The organism is Tateyamaria sp. (assembly GCF_059783535.1).
The window spans coordinates 1-17,855 of the sequence record NZ_JBYNDP010000009.1; the positions used below are offsets into that span (position 1 = coordinate 1).

Below are 17,855 nucleotides of genomic sequence, written 5' to 3' on the forward strand. Positions count from 1 at the left end.
GCAGCCCACAGTGCAATAGTCAGCACTCCGAGGGCACGTACAAACGTGACAAAACACACAGGTGCGCTTGCAACGACACAACCCGTCGCATTCGGGCTTTCCTTGTACCCATCCCTTGGGCTCTATCGATGCGCAAACCAAGGGAAAGACTATGCAGACCACAACCCGTGTAGCCGTTATCGGCGGTGGCGTCGTCGGCGCCTCTGTCCTCTATCACCTGACCAAGCTTGGCTGGTCAGACGTCATGCTTCTGGAACGGTCCGAACTGACCTCGGGCAGCACATGGCACGCGGCAGGCGGTTTCCATACGCTCAATGGCGACACCAATATGGCGGCGCTGCAGGGCTACACCATCAAGCTTTACAAAGAGCTGGAAGCGATTACCGGCATGTCCTGCGGCCTGCACCATGTGGGCGGCGTGACGCTGGCTGACAATCAGGACCGCTTCGACATGCTGTTGGCCGAACGGGCGAAGCACCGCTTCATGGGGCTGGAAACCGAAATCGTAGGCCCCGAAGAGATCGCCAAGGTCGCCCCCATCACCAACACCGACGGCATCCTCGGCGCGCTCTACGATCCGCTCGACGGCCACCTCGATCCGTCTGGCACCACCCACGCCTATGCCAAGGCTGCGCGCATGGGTGGCGCCACGATCCACACCCACACCATGGTGCAGGACACCAATCAACGCCCCGACGGGACATGGGATGTGGTGACGGACAAAGGCACCATTCACGCCGAACACGTGGTCAACGCAGGCGGCCTCTGGGCGCGCGAGGTGGGTGCCATGGCCGGTGTCTATTTGCCCCTGCATCCGATGGAGCACCAATACATTGTCACCGACGACATCCCTGAGATCTACGAACGTGCGCAAGAACACCCCCACGTAATGGACCCCGCAGGCGAGAGCTACCTGAGGCAAGAGGGCCGCGGCCTCTGCATCGGCTTCTATGAACAACCCTGCCGCTCCTGGGCCGTCGATGGCACACCCTGGAACTTCGGCCACGAACTCCTGCCCGACGATTTCGACAAGATCGAAGACAGTATCGCCTTCGCCTACAAACGCTTCCCCGTGCTGGAAACCGCTGGCATCAAGTCGGTCATCCACGGCCCGTTCACCTTTGCGCCCGACGGGAATCCGCTTGTCGGTCCCGTCCCGGGCCTGCGCAACTATTGGTCAGCCTGCGGTGTCATGGCAGGATTCTCACAGGGTGGTGGCGTCGGCCTCATGCTCGCTCAATGGATAATCGAGGGCGAATGCGAACGCGACGTGACCGCCATGGACGTCGCCCGCTTTGGTGGCTGGATCAGTCCCGGGTACACACGCCCCAAGGTCATCGAAAACTATCAAAAACGGTTTTCGGTCGCCTACCCAAACGAAGAACTGCCCGCAGCCCGCCCCAATCGCACAACGCCCATGTACGACATCTTCAGCGACATGGGTGCCGTCTGGGGTCAACAATACGGGCTGGAAGTGCCCAACTACTTTGCTCAGGGTGACGAGCCAACCTTTGAAACCCCAAGCTTCCGCCGCTCGGACGCTTTCTCCGCAACAGCGCGCGAGGTCAACGCGGTCCGAAACGGCGTCGGCATCAACGAAGTGCACAATTTCGGAAAGTACCGCGTCAGAGGGCCAAAGGCGCGCGCTTGGCTTGACCGCATCATGGCAGGCCGCGTGCCACAGCCCGGTCGCCTCTCGTTGACTCCAATGCTCAGTCCAAGGGGCAAACTGATCGGTGATTTCACAATGTCCTGCCTGAGCGAGACAGAGTTCCAGCTTACGGCCAGCTACGGCGCGCAAGCAGTACACATGCGACACTTCCAACGACATGAAGAAGACGGCGCAAGCGTCGAAAATATAAGTGATAAACGAAACGGATTCCAACTGGCGGGGCCAAAGGCGCGAGATGTGCTGCAGGCTTGCACACGCTCGGATTTGACGCGCATGAAGTTTCTCAACGTGCATCCCCTCACGATCGGTATGACTGATTGCATCGTCCAACGCGTCAGCTACACAGGCGATCTGGGCTATGAAATCTACTGCGATCCCATGGCGCAGCGTGAATTGTGGTGGACCTTGTGGGAGGCCGGTCAGGATCATGAGATCACACCATTCGGCATGCGGGCGATGATGTCCCTGCGCCTTGATAAGTTCTTCGGTTCCTGGCTGTCAGAATATTCCCCGGATTACACGGCTGCGGAAACCGGATTGGACCGCTTTATCTCATGGAAAAAGAACACGGACTTCATTGGCCGCTCCGCTGCAGAGGCCGAACGTGCAGAAGGTCCTGCCCGCCAGCTCTGTGCATTCCGCGTTGACGCGGACGATGCTGACGCTCATGGCTACGAACCTATATGGCTGGATGGTTCCGTTGTCGGTTTCTGCACGTCTGGAGGCTTCTCACACCATACGAACACATCTGTTGCACTGGGGTTCTTGCCTGCAAATCGTGTGAAAGACGGGCTGGAGGTTGAGATCGAAATCCTCGGCCAGATGCGCAGGGCAACAATGACCACAACACCGCTCTTTGACCCGAACGGCACCCGCATGCGCGGCTAGGTCCTCTTCAGTGTTTCAAAAGTCTCGGGTGAGTCCCGCCAGCGACGAGGGCTGCCCCCATCACAATGGTGTCGAGCGTCCGCGCGCCCGTGTTGCGGCAGTCCTTCTGCGCCTTTAGGATACACCCATGATGCCGATCCTCATCCTCGCCGCCGGTGCCGCGTCGCGCATGCGTGGCGCGGACAAGCTGATGCAAGACGTGGACGGCCAGCCACTTCTGGGGCGACTGATCAAGATCGCGCAGGCGGTCAGCGTTGATGTCCGCGTCGCCCTGCCCCCGGAACCGCATCCGCGGCACACACTTGTTGCACAGACCAAAGCGCAGCCCATCACCGTGCACGACGCGGCGGAAGGCATGGGCGCAAGCCTGCGCACGATCTTTGCCACTTTGGGTCCGCAGGACACACACGCCATGCTGCTCTTGAGCGACCTGCCAGACATCACAGAGAACGATATTCTCAAGGTCCAGAAAGCGATAAACACCCATCCCAATGCACTGATATGGCGCGGCGCGACTGAAGATGGGCGCGGCGGTCACCCGATCATCTTTGAAAGAACGCTATTCCCAGCATTCGCAAAGCTGCGTGGAGACGATGGCGGGCGCGATATCGTCAAACAAGCGGGCAACAGGGTGCACCTGGTCCCCCTGCCCGGTACACGCGCGCGTCTGGATCTGGATACGCCAGAGGATTGGGCCGAATGGCGCGCGGCCCGTCACATCACCTAAGCCGATCCACGAGGGTGTGTGCCTCGTGCTGTTTCAAGGACAATCGCGCTGAACTATACGTGTCCAGCCCCGCGAGCGTGTCGAGTTCCGGGAAAAGCGTCAGGATCTCTTGTCGTTGTTCTGCACCGATGCCACGCAACGAGTGATCACCCGGCTGGAAGCTTTCTGACCACGCGCCCTCTGCTAGCACAACCTCGTGTTGATCGAACATCAAGTGCAGATAGCTGACAGCACCAGTCTGGACCTGATCTACACCGTCCAGACCTGTCAGGTGTTTGGCAGCGATCAGAACTTCACGCTCTTGGAACATCATCTCAGCCAGATCGGATTTGACCAGCATACGGTGCTGCGGCGATACAAGCATATCGCGTTCGGGCAGTTCCTTGCCAAGCGCACCGGCGCGGATCAGCACTGGTTGAACCGCGTCATTCATATGCATCTCGTTCGGCATAAGATCACGGCGTCCAACCCAACGCAGGGTTTGTGCGCCATTGTCACGGGTAATGACCTTATCGCCTGCTTTGAGCTTCTCAACAGCAACCTCGCCCTTTGGCGTTGCGATACGCGTACCCGGAGTGAAACAAATGATGATCTGCTCGATCTCGGAATAGGTGACGCGACGCGCGACGTTTCCGTTGTCATCAAGCAATTCGACGGTGCCTGATTCCGAGCCCGGTCCGTCGGGCAGAACGTTCGCCCGCACACCGGACAGATCGAGAATATCGATATCTGACCCGTCAGCATCTTCACCACCGACGATGTTGTGGTTGCCCAATCCGTCGAAATTGAAGCGGTCAGATCCCGTGCCACCTTGAGCTTGATCGTTGTCGGGGCCCAGCGTGATCAGGTCCTCGCCGTCACCGCCCAGCAGCGTATCATCACCAGTTCCACCAATCAGCGTGTCGTTGCCCGCACCGCCGATCAACTCGTCTTGGCCCTGGCCGCCGTCCAGCACGTCATTCCCTTCGCCACCGTCGATGTCGTCATCGCCCTGGCCACCAGACAGACTGTCGTCACCACCCTGACCAAAGATGACATCCTGGCCCGCACCTCCGTCAATCGTGTCATCTCCGGCTTCGATTGGCGTCACAACAACATCGTCGATCAGGTCACCCGAGAACGAAAAGCCTGAATTTGTGTTCCGGGCTTCTAGGGTAAACTCAATGAATTCGCGGTTCTCGAATGAGGCAGAGAACCATGCATCCTGATCGCTTGGATTGTTCTGTTCCGTGCCTGCAGCGGTGACAGTCCCACCGCTGGTTGTCACGTTTAGCGAAGTGTCAGCATCAGTTGCGAAGGCGGTGAAACTGCTTGCGTCAATCGTGACAGCCTCCTGGTCACCAGGACTGTTGCGGTCAAGGTCATTGACGGTTGCAGTTGAATTCAACGCGACGGGTGTGCCAGTTGTCGCATTGGGGCTATCGGGGATGAAAAATTCCATACGGAAGCTGGCGGTATCGCCAGTTCCATTGCCGTTCATCAGGATTTCCGAACCGTTGCCTCCCGACAGGTCGACACGCAGGTTCGGATCAGACTTGGACACCAATACGATCCGGGCTGACACCTGAGTGCCATCCTCCAGCTGAGCAACTTTGCGGTAGACGGCGAACGTACCCGGCTGCGCATTGTTGTCCGCACCGTCGCGCGTGACCAGATTGTTAATGTCGATGACCAAGGGCGTAGCGTCGTTGCCCGGGGCAGTGCCTTCGCCCACATCCCCAAACAGCGTATCATTGCCGCCGCCGCCCTGAATACTGTCGTCGCCGCCTTCGCCCGACACCAGATCCGCCCCGCCCAAGGATTGGATCGTATCGTCTTCATTCGTTCCCTGGAGGGTGTCGTTGTTCGACGTTCCGTTGATATTGGCCATGGCAGCTGCCCTTCATATTCGCTCATAATGAAAGGGGATTATGAACTGCCCCCACAGACCAAACACCCAAGCCTCGGTGTTAATTCAAAGTTGAGCCAAATTCAGGGGGAAAAACTGAAAGACAGTAAACGTGCACATTATTCGTGCACAAAGATGCCGCAATGCAGCGACATACGTTGCCGTAGAAGAAACAATTCGGCATTTTTACCCGTATTGAACACAGAAAACGGGTGCACCCCCCATGCCCCGTTCCCTGCGCCCCCGCGAATCATCGCGGGGAGTCGCATCGCGATCTCAGCATCGAGCCGGAGGCTTAATGCGAGAGGAGATGCGCTTCGTGCTTCTTCAGGCTCCGACGAGCGGACGCGTATATGCCTGATTCCTCACTGTTTTCCAGTTCCGGGAACAGCTCGAGGATTTCGCTGCGCTGCGCGTCTGTCATCGCGTTCAACGTCATATCACCGGGCTGGAAGCTTTCCGTCCATGCGCCGTCGGACAGAATGACTTCGTGCTGGTCAAACATGACGTGGATATACGTCGTACCCGATACGTCCACGACATCGATGCCATCCATAAAGGTAAGATGCTTCGCGGCCACCAGCACTTCACTTTCGTCGAAATACAGTTCCGTCTTGTCGCTGGCCATCAATACCCTGTGCTGGGGTGACACGAGCATATCACGCTCCGGCAGGCCCCGACCAAGCGCACCTTGCTGGATCAGGACTGGACGCAGATGTTGGGCGCGAGCCAGCTCTTCACCCGACATCTCACGGCGTCCCACCCATCGGATTTCCTGAATGCCATTGTCACGTGTGATCACGCGGTCCCCGACCTGCAGTTCTTCAATACGACGCTCGCCCACCGGGGTCGCAATCATCGTACCGGGCGTGAAGCAGGGAATAACCTCTTCGATGTCGGTGAATGTCAGCGTGCCTGCCGGGTCACCGTTCTCATCGAAGTAGTTGACCACCCCGTCAAAGCCGTTGCCGCCTGCGTCGGGGTTTGTAAAGACAACCTGAAGCGACCCGTTATTCGGCGCAGAGCCACGCAAGTCCAGGGTGTCAAAGTCGTCTCCGCCGCCGCCACCGTCAACAACTTCGCCCGCATCGACATTGATGAACAGGTCACGGTCATCACCGCCGGACATGATGTCCTGACCACCGTTGCCGCCATCGATGGTGTCGTTGCCGCTGCCACCGTCGATGACATCATCACCGGTCGATCCAAGGATCGAGTCATTGCCGGCCTCACCGCTCAGCGTATCGTCGCCGGTGCCGCCGTCGATCACATCGTCACCGTCGCCACCAGACAGAACGTCTGCGCCGTTGCCGCCCAAGATAGTGTCGTTGCCGTCGCCCCCGTCTACGGTGTCGGCCTGACGGCCACCATCAATGAAATCATTGCCTTCACCGCCAAGGATTGTGTCATTGCCCTGACCGCCCAACAGGCTGTCATCGCCGATGCCACCGTCGATCAGGTCGTCATCGATCTCACCATCGATAGTGTCGTTGCCCTCTTCACCAAACAGCTCGTCATCATCATCGGCGCCAAAGATCAGGTCGTTACCCTCACCGCCGAACACCGTATCCTGACCATTGTCAGGACGTGGATCAGCTGGGAAGATCGGGTTCGATCCATCGTCTTCGATGTTGAGTTGGTCCAGACCCAGATCGGGGTCGTTGCCTGCAAAGATCGTGTCGTCGCCGACGCCACCTTCGATCAGGTCATTGCCCTCACCACCCACGATGCGGTCAAAGCCTTCATCACCGGAAATCTCGTCATCATCGATACCGCCATCAATGACATCGTTGCCGGTGCCACCCACGATGGTGTCGGCGTCGTCACCGGTGCTGATGGTGTCGTCACCAGCCCCGCCATCAACAAAGTCGAGGTCGTTGTTCGGGTCATCATCCGCCGGGAAACCAAAGGGGAAGCCCGGCGCAGGCGTTCCATCGTCGTTCGGGAAGCCCAGATCCGGCGCAATGTCACCATTGCCGGTCTCGATCAGGTCATCGCCGTCGCCGCCATCAACAACATCATCACCCTGGCCCGCGATAACGGTGTCGTTGCCACCGCCTGCTTCGATGATGTCATCATCTGCATCGTCCGGATCGTTCGAGAATATGTTGTCGCCGCTGTCGACCATGTCGCCTTCGGGATCGCCGGTATAATTGTCGTCGATCAATTCGCCGTCGTCGGTGCCTTCGACAATGCCGTCCAATGGATTCGGCTCAACCGTCACGGTGACCTGGGCGCTGTCAAAGCCACCCTGATCATCCGTTATGGTGTAGTCGATGGTCGCGTCGCCTTCGAAGCCGTCATTTGGCGTGAAGGTCAGCGTTCCGTCGCCGTTGATCACCACATCCCCATCGGGCGAGGTCGCCTCGGTCACCCGCAGCGCATCACCATCCACGTCCGTGTCATTGTCGAGCACCGGAATGGTGACAGCCGTATTGAACGGCGTCGTCTCGGCATCGTCCGCCGCCTCGGGCGCATCGTTGACCGGTGTTACCTCGATGACCAGTTCAGCCGTATCGGTCCCACCATTGCCGTCTGCGATCGTGTAGGTGATCGTTGCGGTGCCGTTGAAATTCTCGGCCGGTGTAAAGGTGATCGTACCATCGGGATTGATGTCTGCTTCACCCTGCTCTGCCGGAACCACGGCGGAGATCACGGTCAGATCATCGCCATCTGCATCACTGTCATTGCCAAGAACATCAACGGTGACAGGTGTATCTTCCTCGGTCGTGTCGGCATCGTCTTCGGCAACAGGGCCATCATTGACCGCCCCAACCGACACAACGGCTTCACCGGTGTCTTCACCGCCATTGCCGTCAACAACCGTGTACGTGATCGTCGCGGGGCCATTGAAGTTCAGAGCGGGCGTAAAGGTCACGGTCCCGTCGCCATTGTCGACAACCGAACCCTCAGCAGGATCAACGCTCACTGATCCGATGCTCAGGTCATCACCATCCACATCCGTATCGTTGCCCAGCAGGTCAACGACCACCGCCACGTCCTCATCCGTGGTTTCGATGTCGTCCACGGCCACGGGGTCGTCATTGACAGGGTTCACGGTCACTGCGACTTCGGCAGCAGACGTGCCGCCTTGGCCGTCCGAGATTGAATACGAGATCGTCGCATCGCCGTTGAAGTTCTCAGCAGGTGTAAACAGTAAATCGTTGCCGACAATCTCAACCATGCCCTGATCTGCAGGCACCGATGCACCGGTGATTGTCAGGTCGTCGCCGTCAAGATCGGTGTCATTGACCAGAACGTCGATGGTTACCGGCGTGTCTTCGTCAGTTTCAGCCACATCATCGTTCGCCGTCGGGCCATCGTTGACCGCACCGACGTTGACAATGGCCTGACCATCATCCGTCCCACCAGCACCGTCCGACACGGTATAGTCGATGGTTGCCGTCCCGTTGAAGTTCGGCGCGGGGGTAAAAGTTACAGTACCGTCTCCATTGTCGACGACCGAGCCCTGGTCGGCAGGCACAGACACGGACGCCAGCGTCAGGTCGTCACCATCCACATCCGTGTCATTGCCCAAGAGGTCGATGACAACGGCCTCGTCCTCCATCGTGTCCGCCAGATCATCAACAGCGACAGGATCGTCATTGACCGGATTGACAGTGACCACGACCTCGGCCGTGTCGGTGCCACCGTTGCCGTCCTCGATGGAATAGGAAATAGTCGCATCGCCATTGAAATTCTCAGCCGGGGTGAACAGCAGCTCGTTGTTCACGATCTCGACCGTGCCCTGATCGGCTGGAACTGATGCGCCGGTGATAGTGAGCGCGTCGCCATCCACATCCGTGTCATTGGCCAATGCGTCGATGGTCACCGGCATGTCTTCGTCTGTGCTGACGGCATCATTGACGGCATCAGGCGCGTCATTGACGGGGTTCACAGTCACGTTGACGGTCGCCGTATCTTCGCCACCCTGATCGTCCGTAATGGTGTAGGTGATCGTAGTCGGGCCGTTGAAATTCTCGTTTGGCTCAAAGGTCAGCGTGCCATCAGGATTGATGGTAACAACGCCGTCCGGCGACATAGCTTCGGTCACACGCAGCGCGTCGCCATCGGGGTCACTGTCGTTGTCAAGCACGGCGATATCAACGCTGCCGTCTTCATCGACTTCCGCTGCATCGTCAACGGCTTCGGGACCACGGTTGATCTCGTCACCAATGACCTCTTCAATCTCGGTAAAGGTCAGGGTCAGCCCGTTTGGATTGCCATCCGCATCCACGAAGACGACGGTGCCATTGATGCCGTTGCCGTTGCTGTCCGGCGTAACACTTTCCAGGAAGAACGGTCCCTGACCCGTCAGGTCCAGAACGTCACGGTCGGTGTTTTCTGCCGGATTGGTGCTGAAGCCACCGGCTCCACCGTCGACCTCATCGCCCGCACCGCCAAAAATTGTGTCGGCATCATCACCGCCGCTCAGCAGGTCAGCGCCCGCTCCGCCAGAGATGACGTCATCGCCCTCTTCGCCAAAGACCATGTCGCTACCGGCATCGCCGTTCAGCGTGTCATCACCGGATTGGCCATGGATCCAGTCGTTGCCACTGCCTCCGTCGACAGAGTCGTCGCCGGGTCCCATCCAGATTTCGTCGTTGCCCGCGCCACCAAAACCGGTGTCATTGCCCGATCCGCCAATCAGGACATCACGCCCGGCACCACCATCCAGAACGTCATTGCCACGGCCACCCTCAAGACGATCATTGCCGTCACCACCAACCAGGCTGTCATTATCATCTTCGCCGCGCAGCGTATCGTGGCCGCCCTCACCAAAAATGGTGTCGTCACCGTCGCCACCTTCCAGGATGTCGTCGCCGTCGGCGCCATCATCCACGATTGGTGCGTCAAAATAGACGTCGGTGATGTTGATCCCGGAATTGTTGCCGCCATCCTGTTCATGTTCGATGACAATGCGGGCCACAGGACCCGGGATGCTGACCAGCAGCGAATACTCTTCCGATGTGTCGGGCAGATAGCCACCATTGCTGTCAGCGGTGTCGTTGCCTGCAACGCCATCGGTGTCCAGCAGGGTCAGATTGCTGCCACCCTCAAGGTTGACGACGATCTGTTGACCAGCCGCGTCATATGCCGTGACGCGCACCACACCATCGCCGTCGATGTCGTTGATCCGGAAAGACACATCTCCGACCGGTGCAGAGAACTCAAGCTGGTAATCAGCCGAGTTTCCATGCCCGTTCAATATGTTATCGAGCGAACTGTTGTTGTCGATGGAATTGCCGTCACCGTCGATGTTCTGAGTGTTCTGGGTATCGTTCGACTGGATCGTGCGGGATGCACCGGACTGGTTGAGCACCGTAAAGGACACTTCGACGTTGCCGGTGTCCTGCGTGAAATTGCCGAGGTTGTTGCCATCACCGAAGGGGGATTTTTCCCACTCGAAAACTTCGCGTTCGGAAACACCGGCTCCGGGCCCGGCATAATTGCTGTCGCCAAAGATGACGTCGTCACCGTCGCCGCCCTCGACACTGTCATTGCCGCTGCCAGCATACACCTCGTCGTCCGCGCGACCGGCTTCGACCGTGTCGTTGCCACCCAGAGCATCCACGATGTCATCGTCGCGGTTTTCGCCCGGCAGGATCTGATCATTTGCGTCAATGCAATCGCCCTCAGGATCGTCGTCATAGGCGGCATCAATCAGGTTACCCTCATTGTCGCCTTCAACCACGCCATCAAGGCCCGAGGTGTCGAACACAAGGTTGTCGATGGCACCCGACCCTTTCAGCTCGACTTCCATCCGCAACACACCAGAGACATCGAAATCAACCATCGTCTGGCCATTGTTGTCAGTGTCGTCGATCTTGATCTTATCGATCTCGTTGCCATGGGCATCGTAAAAGCGCACATATGCGCCCTCTTCGATATCCAGGAATGTCAGTCGGTTGATGGCGGAAGGTTCGTCAAAGACAAAGTTGATCTTGCCACCGCTGGCGTTGTCATCCGGGTCGCTGCTGTCGCCATCTTCCGAAATGATAAGCGCACCGCCCAGGTTCGTGGTCGCCAGATCGCCATCCTGCCCGGTAGGCTGCGCCGTGTTGAACACCATGGCTTGGTTTGAACCGCCAGTGGCCGAAATCGTCACGCCTTGGGTCGCAAATTCGTTATCGACGACGGTTCCTGAAGCAAGGGCATTAAAGTCTATGAACTTGGTCATATTTCGGAACTCCTAGGCGTGGCTACGCGCAGCACGCAACGCGCGCGACCGGAACAATTGCACAAAGAACAGAGAACTCGGGCACGGCGGCGTCGCAGGTGATTACCGTCGTCGGCATCAGCTGTCTGGTTGTTGGCGCCATGGGTACGTCTCCATCAATCACTCACTATTCTCCCAAGGCGAAGCGACGCACCTATCGGTCGGGCGGTCCGCACACACGCTTGAGCAAATGGAGAGAGAGGTGATCGCCTACGACCGGCAAACCGGTAGCGTTCCGGCAAACGCATCTCACAGCGGTTGCTCAGCAACGTAGCGAACACACTCCTCGCACTTTTCAATGCGTCTTGTGCGGTCGTCCCCTTGACCTACAGACATCGCCCCCCAGTTGGGCAAGATCGTTCTTACGGTCACATTTGATGCAAAAAAAGGGAAAAATGTTCGAAAAGTGGCACCATCAGCGCAAACAGACGCACACAATCCCCAAATAGGCGAACTTTTTTACCACCCTTGATTGCATCTAAATGTGGAGGGTACGCATAAGTATGGGCAGAAACCCGCATAAATCACTGTAGAAGAACATTTTAAGTGCATTCCCGCTTGTCAACGGATTCACCTTCAAGTTCACTCGATCATGACAGTTAACCACGGATAATTTTGCCGTGTTTCTGCCAGATTTTGTGGTGCTTATGTTCTCAAACCGCGATCAATGAACAAAAAGATACCATAATGATGCGATCTGCCCAACAGGGCAGCGGTCGCCACGAATCGCTTGAGATAAATTTACCAAGATGACATCGCCGTGTAGCGATCGAGCAGTTTCCAAAGCGCTTCGAAAAGGCGATGTCGTCCTCACCGCCAGCAAAGCACGGCCAGGCCTTTACGCAATCATTGTGCAAGATATCGAGCAGACAAACCTGAGCACGCTAAAAATTGGCCATGCACGGTCACATCCATAATAAGAGGCTGGTACCCAAGGCCGGACTCGAACCGGCACGCCCGCAAAGGCGGGGGATTTTGAATCCCCTGCGTCTACCATTCCGCCACTTGGGCCTCAGGACTGTCGGATACCGAAGTGCTGCGGCAGGGGCAAGCGCAAAGCGACTTGACCTCCCTTCCCGCCCATGGTCTGCCGCCTCGCATGATAAAGCGACTGTATGACTGGACCATGGGATGGGCCAATCACCCGAACGCGCTGTGGGTATTGGCTGTTGTTGCATTTGTGGAAAGCTCGGTCTTTCCGATCCCGCCCGACGTCCTGATGATCCCCATGATCCTGGCCGCGCCGCACCGGGCATGGCTGATTGCAGGTGTGGCCCTCGTCGCCTCGGTTCTCGGGGGATTGCTTGGCTATGCCATCGGTGCGGCGGCCTTCGAAACCATCGGCCAACCCATCCTTGCCGCGCTTGGAAAGGCGGACGCGATGGAAGCGTTCAACACACGTTTCAATGATTTCGGCTTCTGGGCCGTCTTGACCGCTGGTGTGACCCCTTTTCCTTACAAAGTGGTCACCATCATGTCCGGCTGGACGGGCATGCCGCTCGCGACCTTCATGGCCACATCGGTCCTCGCTCGCGGCCTGCGCTTTTTTATCGTCGCCGGACTGCTTTGGAAGTTTGGCGCACCCATTCGTGATTTCATCGAGCGCCGTCTTGGGTTGATGTTCACCCTGTTCGTCGTGATCCTTGTGGGCGGATTTCTGGCTGTGGGGGCACTATGAAACAACAAAGTCTTGTTGCATTGGCGGCGGGCGGCTCGGTCGCATTGCTTCTGGGGGCGTTTGCCTTCCAACATCTTGGCGGTTTGCCGCCTTGCAAACTGTGCATCTGGCAGCGCTACCCACACGTGGCAGCAATTGTGTTGGGTGCACTGGCCCTGTTTGTCCCCCTCCCCGTTCTTGTTGGTCTGGGCGCCATCGCGGCTCTCAGCACCGCAGGCGTTGGCGCCTACCACGTCGGAGTTGAACAAGGCTGGTGGGAAGGACCAACCAGTTGCTCTGCCGGTGCCGTCGACAATCTTGACCCCGATGAACTGTTCGACCAGATCATGGCCGCGCCCCTGATCCGCTGTGACGAAATCGCCTGGCAGTTCGCCGGGCTCAGCATGGCGGGCTGGAACATGGTCCTGTCACTGGTGCTTGCCGGGGTCTGGATCGCCGCCCTTCGGGTTAGGCCGACTTCCGCGTAGACAACAAAAGCGACGTCTCGCTGGCCACAACCCCATCCAGTTTACGGATGCCGAACAGGACTTTGTCGAACTGCTCCAACGTGTCGGTGCCGATCTCGACAATCACATCCCAGCGGCCATTGGTTGAGTGAACAGCGCGAATCTCAACCATGCCCTGCAGTTGGCGGATGATGCGTTCCGTGCCACGCCCCTCGATCGCGATCATCATCAGCCCTCGCACCGGGTCGCAGGCCGTGTCGGCACGTACAACCACGGTAAAGCCCAGGATGTCGCCACGCGCCTGCAGTTTCTCGATCCGGGATCGCACCGTTGTGCGCGACAACCCAAGGCGGATGGACAGGTCAGACAGCGATGCACGCGCATCGTGGCGCAACGCGGCAATCAACCGATTGTCGGTTTCATCCATCTTGGTCTCCATTTTGATCAATCATGTTTCGATACGGACAAAACGGTCGCTTGTCCACGACACGAATTGCGCAAATCTGTTCACAACAGCGACGAGGTGCGGAATGGAAGCCAGGACAATCGAATTGATCGGGGTGCCGATGGACAGCGGTAAGCGGCGGCAAGGCTGTCTGATGGGTCCGGATGCGCTGCGCACCGCCGGTCTGCGAAAAGCGCTGACCGATCTCGGGCACGGCGTTTCAGATCGCGGCAACGTCTCGCCCGCTCCGTTCACCGAAGACACCACCGGGCGACTACACGCACCCCAAGAAACAATAGCTTGGACTCGGGCCCTGTCAGATATGGCGGAAAGCACGCCCGCAACATCCATCCCGATTTTCATGGGCGGTGACCACGCGCTTGCGCTGGGAACGGTCCGCGGCGTCGCAAATGCTGCAGCGCAACAGGATCGCCCGCTCTTTGTCCTCTGGCTCGATGCGCATACCGACTACCACACGCCCGAAACGACAGCTTCCGGCAACCTGCACGGCACCCCTATGGGATACGTGACCGGGCGGCCCGGCTTCGACGACTTTCCGCAGATCACGCACCCTGTCTCACACGAAAACATTGCCATGCTCGGATTGCGCTCTGTCGATGTAGAAGAACGTGCGGCCCTCGAACAAAGCGACGTCACCTACGTCGACATGCGCCACATCGACGAACACGGGATCGCAAAACCGCTGGCCGCATTCCTAGACCGCGTGACCAAGGCACATGGCCTGCTGCACGTGTCGCTGGACGTGGATTTTCTCGACCCATCAGTCGCCCCGGCGGTCGGTACCACCGTCCCTGGAGGCGCCACTATCCGCGAAGCGCATCTGGTGATGGAGATGATCTGCGACAGCGGTCTGATGACCTCGCTCGATATCGTGGAACTCAACCCGTTTCTCGATGAACGCGGACGCACCGCACAATTGATGGTCGACCTTGTCGCCTCGGCCTTTGGGCGCCGCATCTTCGACCGCCCCACCCGCGCGTATTGAAAGGACATATGATGGAACCTTCGGATAAGGCCCTCGTGCCTTTCGTATCAGTCGACCACATGATGCAACTGATCCATCACATCGGCGTGCCGGACATGTTGCGCGGGCTGGCCTCTTACATCGAGGACGATTTCAAACGGTGGGAGCTGTTTGACAAAACGCCACGCATCGCCAGTCATTCCGCCGAAGGCGTCATCGAACTGATGCCCACGTCGGATGGCGAAACCTACGGGTTCAAATACGTCAACGGCCATCCGAAGAACACCGCTGAGGGGCTGCAAACCGTGACGGCATTTGGGCTTCTGGCGGATGTAGACACAGGCTACCCCGTGCTTTTGACTGAGATGACGATGCTGACAGCCATGCGCACAGCAGCGACATCCGCAATGGTCGCACGGGCGCTAGCGCCGAAGGGTGCGAAAACGATGGCCATGATCGGGAACGGCGCGCAATCCGAATTTCAGTCCATAGCGATGCGGGCCATTGCCGAAATTGACGAAGTACGGCTTTACGACATCGACCCAGCCGCCACTGCAAAATGTGCGGCAAACCTCGCCGGATCTGGCCTTAAGGTTACGACCTGCAGAACAGCAGAGGATGCCATTCAAGGCGCCCAAATCCTTACCACGTGCACCGCTGACAAAGCTTATGCCACGATCCTGACAGACAACATGGTTGGCGCAGGGGTGCACATCAACGCCATCGGCGGCGACTGCCCGGGCAAGACGGAAATCGCACCAGCGATCTTGCAGCGTGGCGACATCTTTGTTGAATACCCGCCCCAGACCCGGATTGAAGGCGACATCCAGCAACTGGATGATGACCACCCAGTGACCGAGATCTGGCAGGTCCTCACCGGGCAGGCGCGAGGCCGCACATCAGAAAAGCAGATCACAATCTTCGACAGCGTTGGTTTCGCGATCGAGGATTTCTCAGCCCTGCGTTTTGTACGCGATCGGATCGAAGAAACAGAGTTTTTTCATCCGCTTGATCTGTTGGCAGACCCGGATGATCCACGTGACCTATTTGGAATGCTGACAAGGGCCAAAGACTAACGACCAAAGCATGCACTCAGCCTATTTTGATCCGGCTTGGTCGGTTGAAGTGCAGCGCAAGGCCTGATTTGCACACAGGTTGCCTGTTGCCGATCTTACCTTACGGTGTCGCGACCATTGGCAGGATCAAACCCCACTGTGTCTCTTCAGGTGGTCCAGCAGGTTCGAAGCCGACTTTTCGATAGACCGAAATCGCACGCTTGTTTTCAGGGTGCGGGTCAGTCCCAATCATCGGAGCGCCTTGGTTAAAGAGTGCTTGCATCCTCATCCCGATAAAGGCTGAGCCATGCCCGACGCCTACCAGTTCGGGATCGCCAATGTACTGATCAATGCCCCTTGATCCCTTTGGGAGATGAGCAAAATGATGACCTTCCCATCCGTGTACAGTGTAGTCCTGCATATACGCAAAAGGCCGACCATCTAACGAGACGATCCAGCGAGATACGCGAAGATCGTATATCTCTTCCTCATCATGTGGTTCTTCTGAGTCCCACCATTCTCGAACATGTGGCTCGGCCTGCCATTTCATTAGCAGATCGAGGTCATTCATCGTCACTTGGCGAAAATCGTATGCTTTGGCGGCGATCATTGCACTAGTTTAGCAAATTGTCGGCCGGACTGGCTCCAAAGTCCATTGCGCCATCTTAGAATTTGCCAGCCAGCTCACGCCCTATAAGATTTGCGGTCAGGTGCAATGCGCCTTCGCCGTACCGGTGTCTTACCATCTCAAATGACTTGAAGCGGCACGTCCAGCTACTCAGACAACACTCCCAGGCGCGGTTCTGTCAGGGATGTAACGACAACCCGACCGTCGGGCAGCGTCACTGCTCCTGTGGTCAATGCATAAGCGCCGCCTGGGTCCTGAAGCGTTTCGATCACCTCACCATACTCTGTGATACGCAGCACAAAGCCATATCGCGTTGGCGCGGGACGCAACGCATCTGGAAGGCGCATGACCATGCGACGCCAGAACGGTGCGCCTGACAAACCGTCCATGATCGCGTTGCGCGGGCTCACGAGCCCAACCCAGAACGTCCCGTCTGTCGCCGGATTAATGTTGTCCGGAAAACCCGGCAGGTTATCCAAAATCACCTCACCCGGTGTGCCATCCACCGGAAAGCGCCAGATCCGGTAGTCTCCTGTCTCCACAACAAAAACCGCGTCTTCGCTTTCGTTGAGCGCCAATCCATTGGCAAAGGTCAAACCGGAGGAGAAAACGGTCGTTTCCGCCTTAGCCGGATCATATTTCAACACACGTCCATTTGCCGAGTGCTCGACCAGATCAAGCACTGACGCCGCCAGTGTTCCACCGCTTGCTTCGGCACCAAACCGGGTCGAGGCATCGGTGAAATACACTACACCGTCGGCCTTTACGTCGAGGTCATCCGCATAAAGAATCGGACTGCCGTCGTCGGTCGCGTCAGTTAGCAGTGTGACCACGCCCGCGCGGTCGATGGCCAGCAGACCACGGTAAGCATCCGCAACGTACAGTGTGCCTTCGCCGCCAAACTCAATACCCAAAGGCCTGCCATCCGTTTGTGCAAAGGATGTGATGCTGCCATCGTTCTCGACGCGAATGATCTCGCCCTCATGGGTCGCTGCGTAGATCAGCCCATCGGGGCCAACATCAGCATCCTCCGGCCCGCTGCGTCCATCAAGGTCGATGAAATCCAGCGCCGTCAGCCGTTCGTTCGCAGCAAACGCTCCCTCATAGCCTGCATCCTCTGGCGCCGACCACGCCACAGGCTTCACGGGCACCGGCCAAAGTGCAAGATAGGCGACAAGGCCTATGGCAATGGCTGCTATTCCACGAAACACGAGCCTCACGCA

11 protein-coding genes and 1 tRNA gene are annotated in these 17,855 nt (G+C 58.0%); 6 read left to right on the forward strand and 6 right to left on the reverse strand.

Going from position 1 to position 17,855, the window contains the following annotated elements; all coding sequences use genetic code 11:
- Window positions 1–151 precede the first annotated feature (151 nt).
- Window positions 152–2,560, forward strand: coding sequence for a GcvT family protein (locus AC6RA8_RS03360; protein ID WP_500350714.1), 2,409 nt, complete (start codon window positions 152–154; stop codon window positions 2,558–2,560).
- A gap of 127 nt (window positions 2,561–2,687) precedes the next feature.
- Window positions 2,688–3,287 (forward strand): nucleotidyltransferase family protein, encoded by a 600-nt coding sequence (locus AC6RA8_RS03365; RefSeq protein WP_500350715.1) that lies wholly within the window; start codon window positions 2,688–2,690, stop codon window positions 3,285–3,287.
- Here the strand turns inward: AC6RA8_RS03365 and AC6RA8_RS03370 are convergent.
- From AC6RA8_RS03370 to AC6RA8_RS03380, 3 genes are all read right to left on the reverse strand, one after another.
- Window positions 3,280–5,157 carry a Hint domain-containing protein gene (locus tag AC6RA8_RS03370; RefSeq protein ID WP_500350716.1) on the reverse strand — a complete coding sequence of 626 codons (1,878 nt, stop codon included), beginning with the start codon at window positions 5,155–5,157 and terminating at the stop codon, window positions 3,280–3,282. The two genes, AC6RA8_RS03365 and AC6RA8_RS03370, sit on opposite strands and share 8 nt — an antisense overlap.
- Before the next feature lie 313 nt (window positions 5,158–5,470).
- Window positions 5,471–11,356: a cadherin-like domain-containing protein gene (locus tag AC6RA8_RS03375; protein ID WP_500350717.1), complete on the reverse strand. Its 5,886-nt coding sequence runs from the start codon at window positions 11,354–11,356 to the stop codon at window positions 5,471–5,473.
- 964 nt (window positions 11,357–12,320) lie between these two features.
- Window positions 12,321–12,406: transfer RNA gene (locus AC6RA8_RS03380), tRNA-Leu, on the reverse strand.
- An 88-nt stretch (window positions 12,407–12,494) separates the two neighbouring features.
- Here AC6RA8_RS03380 and AC6RA8_RS03385 point away from each other — a divergent pair.
- Together AC6RA8_RS03385 and AC6RA8_RS03390 are read left to right on the forward strand one after the other, a co-directional pair.
- On the forward strand, window positions 12,495–13,073 hold the full coding sequence (locus AC6RA8_RS03385; RefSeq protein ID WP_500350718.1) for a YqaA family protein: 579 nt from the start codon (window positions 12,495–12,497) through the stop codon (window positions 13,071–13,073).
- Window positions 13,070–13,540, forward strand: a complete 471-nt coding sequence (locus AC6RA8_RS03390) for a disulfide bond formation protein B (protein WP_500350719.1) — start codon at window positions 13,070–13,072, stop codon at window positions 13,538–13,540. The genes AC6RA8_RS03385 and AC6RA8_RS03390 overlap by 4 nt, the downstream gene beginning before the upstream one ends.
- On the opposite strand, the gene AC6RA8_RS03395 is transcribed toward AC6RA8_RS03390, so the two are convergent.
- Window positions 13,521–13,946, reverse strand: a complete 426-nt coding sequence (locus AC6RA8_RS03395; protein WP_500350720.1) for an Lrp/AsnC family transcriptional regulator — start codon at window positions 13,944–13,946, stop codon at window positions 13,521–13,523. The two genes, AC6RA8_RS03390 and AC6RA8_RS03395, sit on opposite strands and share 20 nt — an antisense overlap.
- 103 nt (window positions 13,947–14,049) lie before the next feature.
- On the opposite strand from AC6RA8_RS03395, the gene rocF reads away from it, so the two are divergent.
- Together rocF and ocd are read left to right on the forward strand one after the other, a co-directional pair.
- Window positions 14,050–14,970: an arginase gene (gene rocF, locus AC6RA8_RS03400; RefSeq protein ID WP_500350721.1), complete on the forward strand. Its 921-nt coding sequence runs from the start codon at window positions 14,050–14,052 to the stop codon at window positions 14,968–14,970.
- An 8-nt stretch (window positions 14,971–14,978) separates the two neighbouring features.
- A complete protein-coding gene (ocd, locus tag AC6RA8_RS03405; protein WP_500350722.1) occupies window positions 14,979–16,025 on the forward strand; it encodes an ornithine cyclodeaminase in 1,047 nt (348 codons plus the stop codon).
- Window positions 16,026–16,125: 100 nt separating this feature from the next.
- Here the strand turns inward: ocd and AC6RA8_RS03410 are convergent, their stop codons facing one another.
- Window positions 16,126–16,614, reverse strand: a complete 489-nt coding sequence (locus tag AC6RA8_RS03410) for a GNAT family N-acetyltransferase (RefSeq protein ID WP_500350723.1) — start codon at window positions 16,612–16,614, stop codon at window positions 16,126–16,128.
- 164 nt (window positions 16,615–16,778) lie between these two features.
- Window positions 16,779–17,852 carry an SMP-30/gluconolactonase/LRE family protein gene (locus AC6RA8_RS03415; RefSeq protein WP_500350724.1) on the reverse strand — a complete coding sequence of 358 codons (1,074 nt, stop codon included), beginning with the start codon at window positions 17,850–17,852 and terminating at the stop codon, window positions 16,779–16,781.
- Window positions 17,853–17,855: the final 3 nt, after the last annotated feature.

What these genes read in the sequence shown, in the direction of transcription:
- AC6RA8_RS03360 (WP_500350714.1), top strand. Translation starts at nt 152, where the DNA reads ATGCAGACCACAACCCGTGTAGCCGTTATCGGCGGTGGCGTCGTCGGC.
- AC6RA8_RS03365 (WP_500350715.1), top strand. Translation starts at nt 2,688, where the DNA reads ATGATGCCGATCCTCATCCTCGCCGCCGGTGCCGCGTCGCGCATGCGT.
- AC6RA8_RS03370 (WP_500350716.1), bottom strand. Translation starts at nt 5,157, where the DNA reads ATGGCCAATATCAACGGAACGTCGAACAACGACACCCTCCAGGGAACG.
- AC6RA8_RS03375 (WP_500350717.1), bottom strand. Translation starts at nt 11,356, where the DNA reads ATGACCAAGTTCATAGACTTTAATGCCCTTGCTTCAGGAACCGTCGTC.
- AC6RA8_RS03385 (WP_500350718.1), top strand. Translation starts at nt 12,495, where the DNA reads ATGATAAAGCGACTGTATGACTGGACCATGGGATGGGCCAATCACCCG.
- AC6RA8_RS03390 (WP_500350719.1), top strand. Translation starts at nt 13,070, where the DNA reads ATGAAACAACAAAGTCTTGTTGCATTGGCGGCGGGCGGCTCGGTCGCA.
- AC6RA8_RS03395 (WP_500350720.1), bottom strand. Translation starts at nt 13,946, where the DNA reads ATGGATGAAACCGACAATCGGTTGATTGCCGCGTTGCGCCACGATGCG.
- rocF (WP_500350721.1), top strand. Translation starts at nt 14,050, where the DNA reads ATGGAAGCCAGGACAATCGAATTGATCGGGGTGCCGATGGACAGCGGT.
- ocd (WP_500350722.1), top strand. Translation starts at nt 14,979, where the DNA reads ATGATGGAACCTTCGGATAAGGCCCTCGTGCCTTTCGTATCAGTCGAC.
- AC6RA8_RS03410 (WP_500350723.1), bottom strand. Translation starts at nt 16,614, where the DNA reads ATGATCGCCGCCAAAGCATACGATTTTCGCCAAGTGACGATGAATGAC.